We start from the raw sequence: 17,477 nt of genomic DNA on the forward strand, positions 1-17,477 counted from the left end.
GAACAGGACTATTGCAATGGCACGTTTCTTTATTGACCGCCCTATTTTCGCCTGGGTGATCGCGCTGTTTATCATGGTGGTCGGCGCGGTCTCGATCACCCAGCTGCCGATCGCCCAGTACCCGAACGTGGCTCCGCCATCGATCGTGGTGAATGCCGCCTATCCGGGCGCATCGGCCCAGACCCTGGAAGACTCGGTCATCTCCGTCATCGAACGCGAGATGAACGGCTCGCCGGGTCTGGTCTACATGGAGTCGAGCAGCACCGCCAACGGCAGCGGCTCGATCACCCTGACCTTTGAAACCGGCACCGATCCGGAACTGGCCCAGGTCGACGTCCAGAACCGCCTGTCGCGCGCGGCCCCGCGCCTGCCGGCGGCGGTGAACCAGCAGGGTGTGCGCGTCGACAAGGTGCGCGCCAACTTCCTGCTGTTCACCATCCTGTCGTCGGACGATCCGAAGTGGGACCCGATCGCGCTGGGCGACTACGCCTCGCGCACGGTCCTGCCCGAAATTCAGCGTATCAAGGGCGTCGGTACCGCGCAGCTGTTCGGTACCGAACGCGCCATGCGCGTCTGGATCGACCCGGCCAAGCTGGTGGGCTTCCGCCTGTCGCCGGCCGACGTCAACAACGCGATCCGCAGCCAGAACGCCCAGGTGGCGTCGGGCACGATCGGCGAACTGCCGCTGGCGCAAGGCCAGGAAATCACCGCAACGGTCGTCGTGACCGGCCAGCTGTCGACTGTCGAACAGTTCGGCAACATCGTGCTGCGCGCGAATCCGGACGGCTCGACCGTGCGCCTGAAGGACGTCGCCCGCATCGAAATCGGCGCGCAAGCCTACGGCACCTCGGCACGCCTGAACGGCAAGCCATCGACCGGTATCGGCGTGCAGCTGGCGCCATCGGGCAATGCACTGGAAACGGCGCGCCTGGTGCGCGAACGCATGGACGAACTGTCGAAATTCTTCCCGGCCGGGATGAAGGCGACGGTGCCGTTCGACAGCTCGAAGTTCATCGACATCTCGATCGAGCAGGTGCTGCATACCCTGGTCGAAGCGCTGGTGCTGGTGTTCCTGGTGATGTACCTGTTCCTGCAGAACTTCCGCTATACGATCATCCCGACCATCGTGGTTCCGGTCGCCCTGCTGGGCTCCCTGGGTACGCTGCTGGCGCTGGGCTATTCGATCAACGTGCTGACCATGTTCGGCATGGTGCTGGTCATCGGTATCGTCGTCGACGATGCGATCGTGGTCGTCGAGAACGTCGAACGCATCATGAGCGAAGAAGGCTTGCCGCCGCTGCAGGCGACCCGTAAAGCCATGGGCCAGATCTCGGGCGCCATCATCGGCGTGACCGTGGTCCTGATGTCGGTGTTCGTGCCGCTGGCCTTCTTCGCCGGCGCGGTAGGTAACATTTACCGCCAGTTCTCGGTCGTCATGGTGTCCTCGATCGCCTTCTCGGCTTTCCTGGCGCTGTCGCTGACCCCTGCCCTGTGCGCGCACTTGCTCAAACCGGTCGAAGCCGGCCACCACCACGAGAAGAAGGGTTTCTTCGGCTGGTTCAACCGCCGCTTCGCACGCACCGCCAAGGGCTACGAAAGCTGGGTCGGCAAGCTGGCGCGTTACGCCGGCCGCGCCCTGGTCGCCTTTGTACTGGTCTGCGGCCTGGTCACGCTGCTGTTCGTGCGCATGCCGAACTCGTTCCTGCCGAACGAAGACCAGGGCTACGTCATCGCCAACATCCAGCTGCCGCCAGGCGCAACCCTGGAGCGCACCAGCGAAGTGATGCACACCGCCGAGCAATTCATCATGAAGCAGCCGGAAGTGGCGAACATGGTCAGCGTGCTGGGCTTCTCGTTCGCGGGCGCCGGCCAGAACATGGCGCTGGCATTCATCCCGCTGAAGGACTGGGACGAGCGCAAGGGCGCCGATTCGAGCGCCGGCGCGGTGGCCAACCGCATCATCGGCGGCCTGTCGGGCGTGCGCGATGCGTTCATCTTCGCGCTGTCGCCACCGCCGATCCCGGAACTGGGCCGCGGCACCGGCTTCAGCTTCCGCCTGCAGGACCGCGGCGGCAACGGCCACAACGCCCTGCTCGCTGCCCGTAACCAGCTGCTCGGCATGGCGTCGCAAAGCCCGATCCTGGCCGGCGTGCGTCCGGAAGGCCTGGAAGATGCACCGCAGGTCAGCCTCGAGATCGACCGCGACAAGGCGCAAGCCTTGGGCGTCACTTTCGATGCGATCAACACCGCGATCTCGACATCGCTCGGTTCGTCGTACGTGAACGACTTCCCGAACGCCGGCCGCCTGCAGCGCGTGGTGGTCCAGGCCGATGCGAAAGACCGCATGCAGCCGGACGACCTGCTGCGCCTGAACGCACTGAACGTGCAAGGCCAGCCAGTGCCGCTGTCGTCGTTCGCGACCACCAAGTGGATCACCGGTCCGATGCAGACCCTGCGCTACAACGGCTATCCGGCGATGAGCATTTCGGGCGACGCCAAGCCGGGCTATTCGACCGGCGACGCGCTGGCCGAGATGGAAGCGCTGGCAGCCAAGCTGCCGCCCGGCTTCGCCTTCGAGTGGACCGGCCAGTCGCGCGAGGAACAGCTTTCCAGCGGCACGATGGGCATCCTGATGGCCTTCTCGCTGCTGGCGATCTTCCTGGCCCTGGCGGCCCTGTATGAAAGCTGGTCGATCCCGGTGGCGGTGCTGCTGGTGGTGCCATTCGGTATCCTCGGCGCGGTGCTGGCAGCCCTGCTGCGCGGCTACCCGAACGACGTGTACTTCAAGATCGGGCTGGTGACGATTGTCGGCCTGGCGGCGAAGAACGCGGTGCTGATCATCGAGTTCGCGAAAGACCTGCAGGCGCAGGGACGCTCGCCGATGGAAGCGGCGATCGAGGCGGCGCACCTGCGCTTCCGTCCGATCATCATGACCTCGCTGGCATTCATCCTCGGCGTGCTGCCGCTGGTGATCGCAGGCGGCGCCGGTTCGGCATCGCAGCGCGCCATCGGTACCGGCGTGATGGGCGGCATGATCACGGCATCGACCCTGGGCGTGCTGTTCGTGCCGATGTTCTTCGTGGTGGTGCGCAAGCTGTTCAAGGGCAGCGAGCGCCAGCGCAAGAAGTATGCGCATGAAGACGACACGAAAGCTGACACCAGCAAGGTAATCGAGGAAAAAATCTAAATGAACTCGTTGAAAAAATCGTTCAAACTCATCGTTACTCCCCTGGCCCTGGCCATGGCGCTGAGCGGCTGCATGTCGCTGGCGCCGAAGTACGAGCGTCCGGCAGCGCCGGTTGCCCCGGCCTTCCCGGAGCTGCCGAAGACCGGCGGCACCACGCTGCCGACCGCCACCAGCGAGGCCCCGGCCAACCTGGAATGGCAGCGCTTCTTCGCCGATGCGCGCTTGCGCCAGCTGATCGAGCTGTCGCTGGCGAACAACCGCGACCTGCGCGTGGCGATCCTGAACATCGAGCAGGCCCGCGCCCAGTACCGCATCACGCGCGCCGACCGCCTGCCGACGGTGTCGGCGATCGTGTCCGGCAACCGCCAGACGACGGGCGAAGACGCGCCGATTTCGAGCATCTACCAGGGCGGCTTCGGCGTGTCGAACTTCGAGCTCGACCTGTTCGGCCGCGTGCGCAACCTGTCGGAAGCGGCGCTGGCGCAATACCTCGCCACCGAGGAAGCGCGCAAGACGACGCAGATCAGCCTGATCGCGTCGGTTGCCAATACCTACCTGACGATGCTGGCCGACGACGAACTACTGGCCATCACCGAGCAGACGCTGAAAACGCGCGAAGAGTCTGACCGCCTGACGCGCCTGCGTTTCGAGAACGGCGTCGTCTCGAAGCTGGAACTGCAGCAGTCAGTCTCGCTGGTCGAGACCGCGCGCGCCGAGCTGGCCCGCTTCCAGCGCCAGCGCCTCCAGGACGTCAACCTGCTGACCCTGCTGGTGGGCCAGACGATTCCCGACAACCTGGCGCCCGGCGCCACGCTGGCAACGACCGAACTGCCTGACCTGCCGGCCGGCCTGCCGTCCGACCTCCTGATCGCCCGTCCGGACATCCGTGCGGCCGAGCAGCAGCTGATCGCGGCCAACGCCAACATCGGCGCTGCGCGCGCGAACTACTTCCCGCGCATCTCGCTGACCGGTTCCGTCGGCAGCGCCAGCACGGAACTGTCCGGCCTGTTCAAGAGCGGTTCCTACGGCTGGACCTTCGCACCGCAGGCGGTGCTGCCGATCTTCGACCTCGGCCGCATCCGCGCCGGCGTCGACTCGGCCCGTGCCGGCCGCGACATCGCGGTGGCCCAGTACGAGCAGTCGATCCAGACCGCGTTCCGCGAAGTGGCGGACGCGCTGGCCGGCCAGTCCACCCTCAGCGAACAGCTGCGCGCCCAGCGCGCGGTGGCCTTGGCCGAGCAGGACCGCTTCAACCTGTCCGACCTGCGCTACCGCAGCGGCGCGGCCAGCTACCTGGACCTGCTGGACGCCCAGCGTTCGCTGTTCCAGGCGCAGCAGCTGGCGGTGCAGGCGAATTTGCAGCGGTTGCAGAACCAGGTCACGCTGTATCGCGTGCTGGGTGGGGGATGGAGCGAGCCGGCGTCGCCGGCACAGGCGGCGCGCTGATATCAGCGCGCATGCGTAGTAAGACGAACGGGGCCTTGGCCCCGTTTTTTATGGATGAGACGGATTCAATCAGACAGTGGAAGTACTTGTCAGCGCCGATTTTGTTCGGAGTTTGCGTGTCGTCGTAAGTGCAGGTGAATTACCGCCAGCCGGCTGTTACCACCGCCAGAACCATTTAGGGCGCCACCCCGAAAGATATATTGCAAGCATTAAACAAAATGCCCCCAATACTTTAGGTATCTCATCGAGTGAAACAAATATCTTGATTGAACAGCTAACCAAATAGCGCTACCAAAAACAATGACGGTACCGATCCAGTTCGCAGAATAGCTATAGCGCGGGAGTTCGCTCTCTAGCTGTTCCCGATGAGTGTAATGCCAAATTATCCGTCCCACCGCATAGCCAGCCAGCGTTAGAAGCCCAACGAAAATAAATGCATGCATGGTTTATGTTCTCATCGTTCATTTCGAGCAGCGGCATCCCAATTCCCCGGACGTAGCTTATTATTTCTGCACCTGTTAATTGTCCAACTTCTTCATACCACACGCTATTGGATCAAAATTGGGTGGGAAGCGCGTATCAGAATCATATTCAGCGCCTGCAAAATCAGCACCTTCAACGAGAGACGTAGAAAGATTCGCACCCTGCAACTCTGTGGCTCCGCCAAGGTTATCCACGCTTAAGTTTGCGCCTCTCAAGTCTGCACCTGATAAATCCGCCAATTTTAGATCTGCCCCGCGGAGCAGGGCACATCGCAACACGGCATTTTTAAGGTTCGCCCTAAAAAAAATTGCCCAGTATAGATCACAGGATTCCAAATTTGCGAAGGACAAGTCCGCGTCACAAAATATTGCTCCCTCCATTATCTTGCCGCTTAGGTCAATACCAGAAAGATCAACGGAGTCGAAATTTGCTCCGTTCAAATTTCCAGCAAGCGAGATGACATCACCATCTTTATCTTGAACGGTTCGCAAATTTTCTCCGATAACAAGTCACTGAATTATTTGGCTTCGTGGAATTGCAACAAGATTCCGAGGAGGAAATATGATTCACAAGCTGCGCCAGATACAAGTCGTCGAGTACGGGAACGCTTCCTCCGAATGTATTCCGGAGGGCCAGCCGGCTACGGTCGTTGTCGATCCAGTTCACTAGATGATCGTTCATGGCTTCCTTCATCGTCAGGCACCTTCCGTTACACGTGACAAGCCTTTTGCAGGCAGGGGCAGATGCTCGAGTATAGCTGGGCGGCAGCACCAGCCACCATCGTCATTGCCTATTCGATACGTGCGTCTCTTACGGGTGAACTTGGCTAGACTGGACCGGTCTATCAGTTGATGGCCTCAACCGACGCCGAAAGACTGCCATGCGGAACTTTTTTCACTCACACTGGAAAGCCATTGTTGCGCTCATCGTGCTTATCATCTTGGCGGTGCTGACCGTGACGCCGACTTCCACCGCCGCTGTCCCGGCGCCGGCGCTGGCCGAGCGCTTGCGCGGCCATGTGGTCGCGATCGCCTCGCGCGAGCACAACACGCGCACGCCCGCCGAGCTGGAGAAAGCCGCGGCCTACATCGAAACCGCGCTGGTGCAGGCCGGCTACCGGCCCACGCGTCAGGAGTACGCGGCCGGCGGCCAGAAGGTGCGCAATATCGAGGTGTCGGTCAGCAATGTGGCGGCGGGCAAGCGGCCCGAGCGCATCTTCATCGTCGGGGCGCACTACGATTCGGCGCAGGGTGCGCCTGGGGCCAATGACAATGGCAGCGGCACCGCGGCCGTGCTGGAATTGGCGCGGCTGCTGAAAACCATGCGTCCGGCCGCCGGCACCGAGGTGCGTTTTGTCTTGTTCGTGAACGAGGAACCGCCGTACTTCATGGGCGAAGAGATGGGCAGCATGGTACATGCGGCCGAGATGAAGCGGCAGGGGCAGAACGTCAAGGCGGCGCTGGTACTGGAAACGATGGGCTATTACACCGACAAGCCGAACACGCAGCAGTTGCCGCCGGGGCTGGAGGGGCGGTATCCGTCGACCGGCAATTTCATCGCCTTTGTCGGCACGCTGGAATCGTCAGCGCTGGTGCGCGAGGCACTGGCGGCGTTCCGCGCTTCGACCGACTTCCCGGCGCACGGCCTGGCCGCGCCGGCGCATACGACCGGGGTGACGCTGTCGGACCATGCTTCCTACAACCGCCATGGCTATCCGGCGCTGATGATCACCGACACGGCGTTCATGCGTTATCCCTACTATCACACGGCGGAGGATACGCCGGACAAGCTCGATTACGAGAGCATGGCGCGGGTGGTGAATGGATTGGCGAAGACGATCGTGGCGTTGGCGGGGGCGGCGCAGGGGTAGCGTTTGTTTGAGACGTTCCGTGGTGCGGTACGTTTACGCGTGGACGGAGTCCACCCTACGATCCGCGGACATTCGAAGGTATCGACGACGGTGACGAGTCCGCTCTTGTAGGGTGGGCTTTGCCCACGCGGTACGGCGGTTCCGCAGCCACCAACGCCGCCCTCGCCCGCACCCGACGCGCCCTACTTCCCCTCGCCCAAAAACATCTCTTGCAAGTCGTTGAGAAAACGCTGCCCCAGCTCCGTCGGCCGAATCAGTTTGAAATCGCGGTAGAGCAAGCCCTTGGCTTCGGCCGCATCGAGCGCTTCCCGGATCGCGGTGATGCTCATGCCGGTGCGCTCGTTGAACAGGTTCGGATCGAAACCTTCGGTCAGGCGCAGGGTGTTGAGCATGAACTCGAAGCCCATGTCGGCGCGGGCGATTTCGTGTTCTTCCTGTACCGGGTTGCCCCGTTTGGCCGCTTCCATGAACGAGGCCGGCTGCTTGAAGCGCGCCTGGCGCAGGATGCGGTGCGGGAACGAGATCTTCGAATGGGCGCCGGCGCCGATGCCGAGGTAGTCGCCGAAATGCCAGTAGTTCAGGTTGTGCGCCGCGCGCCGGCCCGGCCGCGCATAGGCCGAGACTTCGTAGTGGTCGAAGCCGGCGGCCGTCATCGTCTCCGCGATCATGTCCTGCATGTCGGCGCTGGTGTCGTCGTCCGGCAGCGCTGGCGGGTACTTGGCGAAGACCGTGTTCGGTTCCATCGTCAGGTGGTACAGCGACAGGTGCGGCGGAGAAAACGACAGCGCAGTCCTGATGTCGTGCTCGGCCTGCGCCAGCGTCTGCGACGGCAGCGCGTACATCAGGTCGAGGTTGAAATTGTCGAAGGTGGAGGTTGCGATCTCGACTGCGCGCAGCGCTTCGCGCTCGTCGTGGATGCGGCCCAGCGATTTCAGGTGTTCGCCATTGAAACTCTGGATGCCGATCGAGAGGCGGTTCACGCCACTGTCGCGGTAGTGGCGGAATTTTTCGATCTCGAAGGTGCCGGGATTGGCTTCCATCGTGATCTCGGCATTGATTTCCAGCGGCAGCAGCGTGCGCACGTCCGACAGCAGGCGATCGAGCCCGGCCGCCGACATCAGGCTCGGCGTGCCGCCGCCGATGAACACCGTGTGGATCTTGCGGCCCCAGATCAGGGGCAGCGACTGCTCCAGGTCGAGGCGCACGGCGTCGAGGTATTCCTGCTCCGGCAGTTCGCCCTTGGCTTCGTGCGAATTGAAGTCGCAATACGGGCACTTGCGCACGCACCACGGGAAGTGGATGTAGAGCGACAGCGGCGGCAAGGCGGTCAGGTTCAATGCGCCCGGCTGCAGGTATTGCAGCGCAGCGGTGGCGGGATTACGCGGCTCGTTTGAAACGGCGCCGGCTACCTTAATCGGGATCATCGCAGTTTCTCGACCAGTGCGCGCAGGGCCTGGCCACGGTGCGACTGCGCGTTCTTTTCAACGGGCGTCAGCTCGGCCGTGGTCTTGCCCAGCGCCGGAATCAGGAAGTGCGGATCGTAGCCGAAGCCGTTGTCGCCGCGCGCTTCGGCGATGATTTCACCATCCCAGCGGCCATCTGCGATCACCGGTTGCGGGTCGTCGGCGTGGCGCACGTAGACCAGCACGCAGTAGTAATAGGCCGACTTGTCGGCTTTGTCCGCCAGGTCCGCCACCAGCTTGGCGCTGTTGCGCGCATCCGATTTCGGTTCGCCGGCGAAGCGCGCCGAGTACACGCCGGGTGCGCCGCCGAGGGCGTTGACGCACACGCCGGAATCGTCGGCCAGCGCCGGCAGGCCGGTCAGGCGCGACGCGTGGCGTGCCTTTTCCAGCGCGTTTTCGACGAAGGTAGCGTGCGGTTCTTCCGCTTCCGGGACGTCGAATTCGCCTTGCGGATGCAGGGTGAAACCGATGGGGCCGAGGATTTGCTGGAATTCCTTCAGTTTGCCGGCGTTGTTGGAGGCGAGGATGAGGCGTTGGGTCATGGTGGGGGTCAAAACGAAAATCGAGGCGGAGGAACAGAAGCGGGTATTTTACAGCCGTTGGCGGTAGTGCACCGTAGGGTGGGCTCTCCGAGCCCACGCGGTACGCCGCATGTGTATCGAAACGCGACGCGTGGTCGCGGTATACGAACGGAGAGGTTCTTGTAAAGCGTTTAGTACGCAACGGTACGACCGCGTGGGCTCGGAGAGCCCACCCTACGTTACACAACGGCCATCGGTATTAAATGCCGAGTGCGCTCTTCTGCATCCGCACTAATTCCTTGATCCCGCCCTCGGCCAGGTCCAGCAAACGATTCATGCCCGCGCGATCGAAGGCGGCGCCTTCCGCCGTCCCCTGCACTTCAATGAAATGCCCCGCCTCCGTCATCACCACGTTCATGTCGGTGTCGCAGCCCGAATCTTCCACGTAATCGAGGTCCAGCACCGGCTCGCCCTGGTAGACGCCGACCGAGATCGCGGCGACGAAATGCCTGACCGGCACCGACGAAATGGCGCCACGTGCGACCAGTGCGTTGAAGGCGTCGTAGGCGGCGACCATGGCGCCGGTGATCGAGGCGGTGCGGGTGCCGCCGTCGGCCTGGATCACGTCGCAGTCGAGGTGCAGGGTGCGTTCGCCAAAGGCCTGCAAGTCGAAGGCGGCGCGCAGCGAGCGGCCGATCAGGCGCTGGATCTCTTGCGTACGGCCGGACTGCTTGCCGCGCGCGGCTTCGCGGTCCATGCGCGTGTGGGTCGAACGCGGCAGCATGCCGTATTCGGCCGTCAGCCAGCCCTGCCCTTTGCCCTTCAGGAAGCCCGGCACCTTGTCTTCGATGCTGGCGGTGCAGATCACCTTGGTGTCGCCGCATTCGATCAAGACCGAACCCTCGGCGTGCTTGGTGTACTGGCGGGTGATGCGGATGCTGCGCAACTGGTCGACGGCGCGGCCGCTGGGGCGGGATTCGAATGGCATTGATAAACCTTTTTATTTAAGTAAGTGGGACGACTTCTCGATCGCCTGGTTGATCTCGGCGATCGCCTTTTCGATGGCGTCTTCGTCGAAAGGGTCGGCATCGAGCGCGGCGACGTTATTGATCGTGCTGCCGACCCCGTCTTCCGGCAGCATCTGGGTCGAGATCACGTTCGGGCCGGCGCCGGCGGCATTGTCGGCGCCCTGCCAGTTGATCGCCAGCGCGGTCGTGTTGTCGGCGCGCGGGCCGCCGATGGCAACGGCCATCGACACCAGCTCGGGCACCGCCTGCACCACCGTGCGTGTGGCGAGTTTTTGCACGATCTCGGCATCCGGCACCATCGACCACAGGCCGTCGGAGCACAGCAGCAGCACGTCGCCCGGCGCCAGGCCGGCCTGGCGCGACAGTTCGATGCGCGGCGCGTTGCCGCCGCCGAGGCAGTTGTAGAGCTTGTTGCGGTCGGGGTGGCTGGCGCGCTCGGCGGGACTGGCCAGGCCCTTGGCGATCAGGTATTCGAGGTGTGAGTGGTCGCGCGTCTGTGCCAGCACCTGATTAGCGCGCACCCAGTACAGGCGCGAATCGCCGCAGTGCGCCCAGACGGCGCAATTGTGCTGCACCAGGCAGGCGACCACCGTCGTGCGCGGACTCTCGTCCAGCTTGTGGCGCGCCATGTAGGCCAGGATGTCGCGGTGCGCCTGCTGCATCGCGTCTTCCAGGAAGCGCTCGGGCTTCTTGATATACGGCTTGGCCGCCATCTGGAACAGCATCGACAGCGTCTGCATGGCGATCGTCGCGGCGATCTCGCCGTGCTGGTGGCCGCCCATGCCGTCGGCCAGCACCAGCAGTAGCGCATCGCGCGTGAAGCAGTAGCCCATGCGGTCCTGATTGACCTTGCGGCCGCCGATATGGCTGTGCTGGTAGACGGAAAACTGCATGCCGGGACTCCCGAAGATTGTGATTATTGGCGGCCGCGGCCGAAGCCGCCGATGCGCCCCAGCAGGCCGCGCAATCCGCTCGCGGACGGCTCGGCGGCCACCGGCTCGGCAGCCAGCGGCACGCGTGGCGCCGCCTGCAGCACCTTGTGTACGGCGAATACGCTTTGCGGACGCGCCAGCGGGTCGAGCGCGAGGCAGGCGCGCACCATGGCTACCAGCTCGGGCGAATAGCTGCCCGCCATGCGCTCGAAGTGCGCTTTGAGCTTATCCTCGAGCTTGTCGTCCAGCTTGCGCGCATCGGCCGCTTGCGGCGGCGCGCCGGCCATGCAGGCGAACATGGCCGCGCCCAGGCTGTAGATGTCGGACCAGGGGCCGAGCGGCGCGCCCCGGGTGTAGAGCTCGGGCGGCGCGAAGCCTGGCGTATACATCGGCGCGAGCATCGGCGCATCGAACCCCACTGCCTGGCGCGCCGCGCCGAAGTCGAGCAGGATCGGCGCGCCGTCGCTGCGCAGGTAGATGTTGGCCGGTTTCAGGTCCAGGTGCAACAGCTTGTTGGCGTGGGTTTCGCGCAGGCCGCGGCAAACGCCGTCGAAGGTCTTGCGCACGAAACCTTCGCCGAGGCGACTACCCTTGCCATTGCTGCGGGCGATATGTTCCTGCAGCGACTGGCCGGACTCGTAGGCCATCACCATGTACACGGTGTCGTTGGCGCGGAAAAAGTTCAGGATGCGCACGACGTTCGGATGGTTTACGCGCGCCAGCGCCCGTCCCTCTTCGAAAAAGCACTTCAGGCCGATGCGGAACAGGGGCTGGTTCGGCCGGGGGATGATCGGCGCCAGTTCGCCCGGCTGGCGCAGCGCCAGCGCGCTCGGCAGGTATTCCTTGATGGCGACGGCGCTGCCCTCGGCATCATATGCAAGATAGACAATACTGAACCCGCCCGACGCGATTTTCTTTACAATGCGATATCCCGCGATCTCCAGCCCTTCCGGCAAGGGTGCGTTATTTTGTGCGGCCATACTGAAGAGTTCCTTGCATAACACGGCGATTGTGTGGATAAATGTCGGTCTTGTAAAGAATAATGAACGACCGGCAAAAGTAAATACGCGTGTACAACGCACGTCGTGTTGTTTTGGACGGACGCTCTAAAAACCGGGGACTCCATTGAGTATTTCAAGCATGACAGGTTATGCGGTGGCCACCAGCGAAGGCGCTGCGGGCACCCTCACAATCGAGATCAAGAGCGTCAATTCGCGCTTCCTCGATCTTCAGTTCCGCATCAACGACGAATTGCGCGCGCTGGAACCGGACCTGCGCGCCGCCATCATGGCCGCCATCACGCGCGGCAAGGTCGAGGCACGCCTGTCCTTTGGCCGCAAGGTCGCCGGCGGCGCCCAGGCGCTGAACCAGGAATTGCTGGCCGACCTGGCGCGCCTGCAAGGCGAGATCGCACAGCACTTCGCGCAGGCGCAGCCGATGACGGTCGCCGAACTGCTGCGCTGGCCGGGCGTGGTCGAGGAAGCGCACATTGGCCAGGAGTCGCTCCAGGCCGACGTCGCCGCCCTCACGGCGAAAACCATCGCCGCCTTCGTCGACAGCCGCAAGCGCGAAGGCGCGGCGCTGGAAACGATGCTGCAGTCGCGCATCGATTCCATGGAAGCGATCGTCAAGCGCATCACGCCGCTGATCCCGCAAGTGATCGCCGGCTTCCAGCAAAAGGCGGTCGAACGCATGCAGGATGCGCTGGGCCTGGCCGGGCACGGCAACCCATCGACGCTGACGCGCCAGGAAGTGTTCGAGCGCATCCGCCAGGAAGTGACGTTATATGGCATCCGTATCGATGTCTCGGAAGAGTTGTCGCGCCTGAGCGCGCACCTGAACGAGACGCGCCATATCCTGAAAAAGGGTGGGCAGGTCGGCAAGCGGCTCGACTTCATGATGCAGGAACTCAATCGCGAGGCGAATACGCTGGGCGCCAAGGCGTCGGTCAAGGAACTGGCGGATGCGTCGATGGAGCTGAAACTGCTGATCGAGCAGATGCGGGAGCAGGTGCAGAACCTGGAGTAAATAGACGAAAATTCGCGGTCGCGTGCATTTTCCGACCGCACGACGTGCAAACGTCGTACCGCGTGGGCACAAGTGCCCACCCTACGGGAAGTGGTAGGGTGGGCATTCGCATTTCTGGCATTTAGCCAGAAATGCTGCCCACGCGGACTTGTACAGCCGAATAATCGAAACAAAGGAATACCCATGATCACCCCCGCTTTTTCCGGCAGCCTGTTCGTCGTCGCCGCCCCGTCCGGCGCCGGCAAATCGACCCTGGTCAATGCGCTGCTGGCGCAGGAGCCAGGCATCCAGCTGTCGATCTCGACCACCACGCGCCAGCCGCGCGTCGGCGAAGAAGATGGCGTCCACTACCACTTCACGACGGCCGAGGATTTCGTCGAGCGCGCCGACCGCGGCGAATTCCTGGAATGGGCGGAAGTGCACGGTAATTTCTACGGCACCAGCCGCGCCAGCGTCGAAGAAAAAATGAAGAGCGGTACCGATATCCTGCTGGAAATCGACTGGCAGGGTGCGCGCCAGGTAAAGAAGCAATTCCCCGATGCGGCCGGCATCTTCATCCTGCCGCCGTCGATCGAAGCGCTGGAAGAACGCCTGCACAAGCGCGGCACCGACGAACCGCACATCATCACGCGCCGTTTGCTGGCCGCAGGGGGCGAGATCGCTCACGCTCCCGAGTTCGAATATGCTATCATCAACGAAGAGTTCAATGTCGCCCTGTCCGAGCTGCGGGCGATTGTCCAGGCGACACGTTGCCGCTTCGCCCAACAGGCCGCCCGCAACGCCTCGCTGTTTGCCCAATTGGGAATCCACGTACTGCAACCCACGTAAACTGCTAGCGTCGTCTGCGCCGCTGCACTATTGTCCATTTCAGGAGCTACAAACATGGCCCGTATTACTATCGAAGATTGCCTCAAAAACGTCCCGAACCGCTTCCAGCTGACCCTGGCCGCGACCTATCGCGCACGCCAGCTGCTCCAGGGCCACACCCCGAAAGTCGAAGCCAAGGACAAGCCGACCGTCGTCGCCCTGCGCGAGATCGCCGCCGGCAAAGTCGGCCTGGAAATGCTGAAAAAAGTGCCGATGTAAATACCGTTGCCGGTACGCCGGCACGCCTGGCTGTATCGATTCCTAATTCTGTTATTCTGTCACCACACTGCGGCTGATCGACATAACGTATGAACCTCGTATGAACCTGTTCCCCCCGGACTCGACCCACTCAGGCAACACCACCACCCGGGCCCGGCGCCCGGGCAAGCCGCAAGAAGTCCCTGAACCCCACGCCATCGGCGTCGCTTCGGTCACCCAGCTGATCGACAAGCTCTCGGACTACCTCACGCCCGTCGAACTCAAGAAAGTCCGCGAAGCCTACCGCTTCTCCGACGAGATGCACCTCGGCCAGGTGCGCAAGTCGGGCGAACCCTATATTTCGCATCCGATCGCCGTCGCCGAGATCTGCGCCGAGTGGAAGCTCGACGCGCAAGCCATCATGGCCGCCTTGCTGCACGACGTCATCGAAGACCAGGACGTCAAGAAGGAAGAGCTGCTCGAACGCTTCGGCCCGCAGGTGGCGAACCTCGTCGACGGCCTCTCGAAACTGGAAAAGATCGAGTTCCAGAGCCTGGTCGAAGCGCAGGCGGAAAACTTCCGCAAGATGCTGCTGGCCATGGCTTCCGACGTGCGCGTCATCCTCATCAAGCTGGCCGACCGCCTGCACAACATGCGCACGCTGGGCGTGATGACGCCGGCGAAAAAACGCCGCATCGCCGGCGAGACGATGGAAGTGTACGTGCCCATCGCGCACCGCCTCGGCCTGAACAACATCTACCGCGAACTGCAGGACCTCGCCTTTTCGCACCTGTACCCGCTGCGCTACCGCACGCTGTCGAAAGCGGTGAAAGCGGCGCGCGGCAACCGGCGCGAAGTGGTCAAGAAGATCCTCGAAGCGGTCAAGAACACGCTGGCCCTGGGCGGCATCCACGCCGAAGTCTACGGCCGCGAAAAGACCCTGTTCGGCATCTATAAAAAGATGCGCAACAAGCACCTGTCGTTCTCGCAGGTGCTCGACGTGTATGGTTTCCGCATCGTGGTCGACACCGTGCCGAACTGTTACGTCACGCTGGGTACCCTGCACGCCCTGTACAAGCCGATGCCGGGCAAGTTCAAGGATTACATCGCGATCCGCAAACTGAACGGCTACCAGTCGCTGCACACGACCCTGATCGGCCCTTACGGCACCCCGGTCGAATTCCAGATCCGCACCCAGGACATGCACCGCACCGCCGAGAGCGGCGTGGCCGCGCACTGGCTGTACAAGACGGGCGACCAGAACATGTCGGACCTGCAGCAGCGTACCCACGCCTGGCTGCAGTCGCTGCTCGACATCCAGCAGCAGACCGGCGACTCGGCCGAATTCCTCGAGCACGTCAAGGTCGACCTGTTCCCCGATTCGGTCTACGTGTTCACGCCGAAATCGAAGATCATCGCCCTGCCGCGCGGCGCCACGGCGCTCGACTTCGCCTATTCGATCCACACCGGCATCGGCGACCACACGGTAGCGGTCAAGATCAACAACGAAACCCAGCCGCTGCGCACCGAGCTGCACAACGGCGACATCGTCGAGATCGTCACCGACCCGGATTCGCGCCCGAGCCCGGTCTGGCTCAGCTATGTCCGCACCGGCAAGGCGCGCTCGGCGATCCGGCATTACCTGCGCACGATCAACGTCAACGAGTCGGTGGAACTGGGCCAGGAATTGCTGGCGCAGGCACTGGCCGCGCGCAACATCGAGCCGGAGCTGGCGCCGGGCACGATCGACAAGCTGCTGGCCGAATCCTCGGCCAAGTCGATGGACGAGCTGTACGCCGACATCGGCATCGGCAAGCGCATGCCGGCGCTCGTCGCCCGCCACATCTTCGGCCTGATCGAAGGCGAAGCGGTGACGGTACCGTCGAACATGCCGCCGGCCGCCGACATCGACCCGGTCACGATCTACGGCAGCGAAGGCGTCTCGGTGCAGCTGGCGCCGTGCTGCCTGCCGATCCCGGGCGACCAGATCACCGGGCAATTGCGACGCGACCAGGGCCTGGTCGTGCACACCTGCGACTGCCTGCCGGCGAAACGCCTGCGCGTAAAAGAGCCGGACCGCTGGATCGCGGTGCAGTGGGGAGAAGAACTAAACCGCCGCTTCGACTGTCGCATCCGCCTGCTGATCAACAACGAAAAAGGCATCCTGGCGCGCGTGGCGGCCGAGATCGGCGAGTCCGACGGCAACATCACCTATGTCGGCATGGACGAAGACGACGAAAACATGATGACGCAGCTGCGCTTCACGATCCAGGTCAAGGACCGGGTGCACCTGGCGCATTTGATTCGCAACCTGAGAAGAGTCGCGGGGGTGAACCGGGTGGAGCGCGAGCGCGCCTGACCGCTTTGTGTACGCTCAAGACCGTTTGAGCGCGCTCCACGTTCTTTGGTATTTATGGCATAGTAGCTTCATGAAAGCACTCAAAAGCAAACTGGCGACGCAACTCCTCGCTGACCCGGCCGCGAGCGACCAACTGCGCGATTTCCTGGTGAACAGGAAGCCGAGCGGCGTACGGCCGCAGCAAGCTGGTGCGCACCCATTCCTGATTCGTAGTGCGGATGGTGCGCTGACGGTGCAGGCCACCGTCGTTCCGAAGGCTGCCAAGGCAGCTTGACCCTGTAACGATGAATGTCGCGTTGCCGACGCTCATCCTGTTTGTCATCCTGCTGCCAGGCTTCATCTTCCGAAGTGGCCTGAAACGCGCAGAACGTACCTCCATCGATTTTTCACCCTTCGGCCGCGTCGTGGCTGAGGCTGTGCTGTGGGCTGTCCTGCTTCACCTGGCATGGCTGACATTGTCCTATTTCTTGTTCTCACGGCATTTTGAGCCAGTCGTGTTCATGAACTTGCTGTCCTCCGTGCCTGCTAACCAAGCCAGCGCAGCGCAGCAGGTGGGCATCGAATTTCAACCGATTGCCATGTATTGTATTTCGCTGTTGATCGCTTCGTTTCTGATTCCAGTAGTGGTGCGGAGCGCAATCTCGTGCTTCAGGCTGGATCGCGATGGTGCACCGTTGAGTACGGTATTTCGCTTCCACGATGCGCCTTGGTATTACCTCCTCACTGGAGCCGACTTCAGCGAGGATGAGCAGCCGGACCTGGTGTTCATTTCGGCGATTGTTGAAGTGGCGAAGGAGGCCATGCTTTACGTTGGAATCCTGGACGACTTTTATTTCGATTCGGAAGGACAGCTGGACCGCTTGATCCTTCAGCAAGTATTACGTCGCCCGTTATCGAAAGATAAATCGATCGAGCAAAATGGAGCCATTCCAGGAAACGAACGTTTTTATCCGGTCGATGGCGATAATTTCGTGCTTCGCTATAGTGAAGCGATTACCTTGAACGTCCAATATGTGAAGCTGACCGCCGCAATACCACTGGAAGCAGGCTCCCCAGGTGGCGCGGCGCCATAGGGCGACCAGATACCCGGGTGGA

Annotated in this window: 15 protein-coding genes; 9 read left to right on the plus strand and 6 right to left on the minus strand. The window is 62.7% G+C overall.

Annotated elements, in window-relative coordinates; all coding sequences use genetic code 11:
• Nucleotides 1–16: 16 nt before the first annotated feature.
• Nucleotides 17–3,187: an efflux RND transporter permease subunit gene (locus AC56LG_RS05160; RefSeq protein ID WP_497165055.1), complete on the plus strand. Its 3,171-nt coding sequence runs from the start codon at nt 17–19 to the stop codon at nt 3,185–3,187.
• Entirely contained in the window at nt 3,188–4,633 is a 1,446-nt protein-coding gene (locus AC56LG_RS05165) for an efflux transporter outer membrane subunit (RefSeq protein ID WP_497165056.1), read from the plus strand. It begins immediately after the preceding gene.
• 518 nt (nt 4,634–5,151) lie between these two features.
• Here AC56LG_RS05165 and AC56LG_RS05170 read toward each other — a convergent pair.
• Entirely contained in the window at nt 5,152–5,607 is a 456-nt protein-coding gene (locus AC56LG_RS05170; RefSeq protein WP_497165057.1) for a pentapeptide repeat-containing protein, read from the minus strand.
• Nucleotides 5,608–6,044: 437 nt separating this feature from the next.
• Here AC56LG_RS05170 and AC56LG_RS05175 point away from each other — a divergent pair, with 437 nt between their 5' ends.
• Entirely contained in the window at nt 6,045–6,986 is a 942-nt protein-coding gene (locus AC56LG_RS05175) for a M28 family peptidase (protein WP_497165058.1), read from the plus strand.
• Nucleotides 6,987–7,168: 182 nt separating this feature from the next.
• Here AC56LG_RS05175 and hemW read toward each other — a convergent pair whose 3' ends face one another.
• The 5 genes from hemW to AC56LG_RS05200 form a co-directional block, all read right to left on the minus strand.
• The gene (gene hemW / locus AC56LG_RS05180) at nt 7,169–8,410 is read right to left on the minus strand and encodes a radical SAM family heme chaperone HemW (protein ID WP_497165059.1); all 1,242 of its coding nucleotides are present in this window, start codon (nt 8,408–8,410) and stop codon (nt 7,169–7,171) included.
• Complete coding sequence (rdgB, locus tag AC56LG_RS05185) at nt 8,407–8,991, minus strand: RdgB/HAM1 family non-canonical purine NTP pyrophosphatase (protein WP_497165060.1); 585 nt, start codon at nt 8,989–8,991, stop codon at nt 8,407–8,409. The genes hemW and rdgB overlap by 4 nt, the downstream gene beginning before the upstream one ends.
• A 238-nt stretch (nt 8,992–9,229) precedes the next feature.
• On the minus strand, nt 9,230–9,958 hold the full coding sequence (gene rph / locus AC56LG_RS05190; protein WP_497165061.1) for a ribonuclease PH: 729 nt from the start codon (nt 9,956–9,958) through the stop codon (nt 9,230–9,232).
• 12 nt (nt 9,959–9,970) lie between these two features.
• Nucleotides 9,971–10,891, minus strand: coding sequence for a PP2C family protein-serine/threonine phosphatase (locus tag AC56LG_RS05195; protein WP_497165062.1), 921 nt, complete (start codon nt 10,889–10,891; stop codon nt 9,971–9,973).
• 23 nt (nt 10,892–10,914) lie between these two features.
• A complete protein-coding gene (locus AC56LG_RS05200) occupies nt 10,915–11,910 on the minus strand; it encodes a serine/threonine protein kinase (protein WP_497165063.1) in 996 nt (331 codons plus the stop codon).
• Nucleotides 11,911–12,070: 160 nt separating this feature from the next.
• Between AC56LG_RS05200 and AC56LG_RS05205 the strand changes: the two genes are divergently transcribed.
• The 6 genes from AC56LG_RS05205 (at nt 12,071) to AC56LG_RS05230 (ending at nt 17,455) form a co-directional block, all read left to right on the plus strand.
• Nucleotides 12,071–12,958, plus strand: a complete 888-nt coding sequence (locus AC56LG_RS05205) for a YicC/YloC family endoribonuclease (protein WP_497165064.1) — start codon at nt 12,071–12,073, stop codon at nt 12,956–12,958.
• Between the two features lie 183 nt (nt 12,959–13,141).
• Nucleotides 13,142–13,786 carry a guanylate kinase gene (gene gmk, locus AC56LG_RS05210; protein WP_497165065.1) on the plus strand — a complete coding sequence of 215 codons (645 nt, stop codon included), beginning with the start codon at nt 13,142–13,144 and terminating at the stop codon, nt 13,784–13,786.
• A 54-nt stretch (nt 13,787–13,840) separates the two neighbouring features.
• Nucleotides 13,841–14,044: a DNA-directed RNA polymerase subunit omega gene (rpoZ, locus tag AC56LG_RS05215; RefSeq protein ID WP_005665923.1), complete on the plus strand. Its 204-nt coding sequence runs from the start codon at nt 13,841–13,843 to the stop codon at nt 14,042–14,044.
• A gap of 100 nt (nt 14,045–14,144) precedes the next feature.
• Nucleotides 14,145–16,382, plus strand: coding sequence for a RelA/SpoT family protein (locus AC56LG_RS05220; RefSeq protein WP_497165066.1), 2,238 nt, complete (start codon nt 14,145–14,147; stop codon nt 16,380–16,382).
• 70 nt (nt 16,383–16,452) lie between these two features.
• Nucleotides 16,453–16,656: a hypothetical protein gene (locus AC56LG_RS05225; protein WP_497165067.1), complete on the plus strand. Its 204-nt coding sequence runs from the start codon at nt 16,453–16,455 to the stop codon at nt 16,654–16,656.
• 10 nt (nt 16,657–16,666) lie between these two features.
• A complete protein-coding gene (locus AC56LG_RS05230; RefSeq protein ID WP_497165068.1) occupies nt 16,667–17,455 on the plus strand; it encodes a hypothetical protein in 789 nt (262 codons plus the stop codon).
• Nucleotides 17,456–17,477: the final 22 nt, after the last annotated feature.

The sequence above is a fragment of the Telluria sp. ZB2R32 genome, assembly GCF_059685715.1.

Coding starts and splice junctions, on each gene's coding strand:
- AC56LG_RS05160 (WP_497165055.1), top strand. CDS start 17: ATGGCACGTTTCTTTATTGACCGCCCTATTTTCGCCTGGGTGATCGCG.
- AC56LG_RS05165 (WP_497165056.1), top strand. CDS start 3,188: ATGAACTCGTTGAAAAAATCGTTCAAACTCATCGTTACTCCCCTGGCC.
- hemW (WP_497165059.1), bottom strand. CDS start 8,410: ATGATCCCGATTAAGGTAGCCGGCGCCGTTTCAAACGAGCCGCGTAAT.
- rdgB (WP_497165060.1), bottom strand. CDS start 8,991: ATGACCCAACGCCTCATCCTCGCCTCCAACAACGCCGGCAAACTGAAG.
- rph (WP_497165061.1), bottom strand. CDS start 9,958: ATGCCATTCGAATCCCGCCCCAGCGGCCGCGCCGTCGACCAGTTGCGC.
- AC56LG_RS05195 (WP_497165062.1), bottom strand. CDS start 10,891: ATGCAGTTTTCCGTCTACCAGCACAGCCATATCGGCGGCCGCAAGGTC.
- AC56LG_RS05200 (WP_497165063.1), bottom strand. CDS start 11,910: ATGGCCGCACAAAATAACGCACCCTTGCCGGAAGGGCTGGAGATCGCG.
- AC56LG_RS05205 (WP_497165064.1), top strand. CDS start 12,071: ATGACAGGTTATGCGGTGGCCACCAGCGAAGGCGCTGCGGGCACCCTC.
- gmk (WP_497165065.1), top strand. CDS start 13,142: ATGATCACCCCCGCTTTTTCCGGCAGCCTGTTCGTCGTCGCCGCCCCG.
- rpoZ (WP_005665923.1), top strand. CDS start 13,841: ATGGCCCGTATTACTATCGAAGATTGCCTCAAAAACGTCCCGAACCGC.
- AC56LG_RS05220 (WP_497165066.1), top strand. CDS start 14,145: ATGAACCTGTTCCCCCCGGACTCGACCCACTCAGGCAACACCACCACC.
- AC56LG_RS05225 (WP_497165067.1), top strand. CDS start 16,453: ATGAAAGCACTCAAAAGCAAACTGGCGACGCAACTCCTCGCTGACCCG.
- AC56LG_RS05230 (WP_497165068.1), top strand. CDS start 16,667: ATGAATGTCGCGTTGCCGACGCTCATCCTGTTTGTCATCCTGCTGCCA.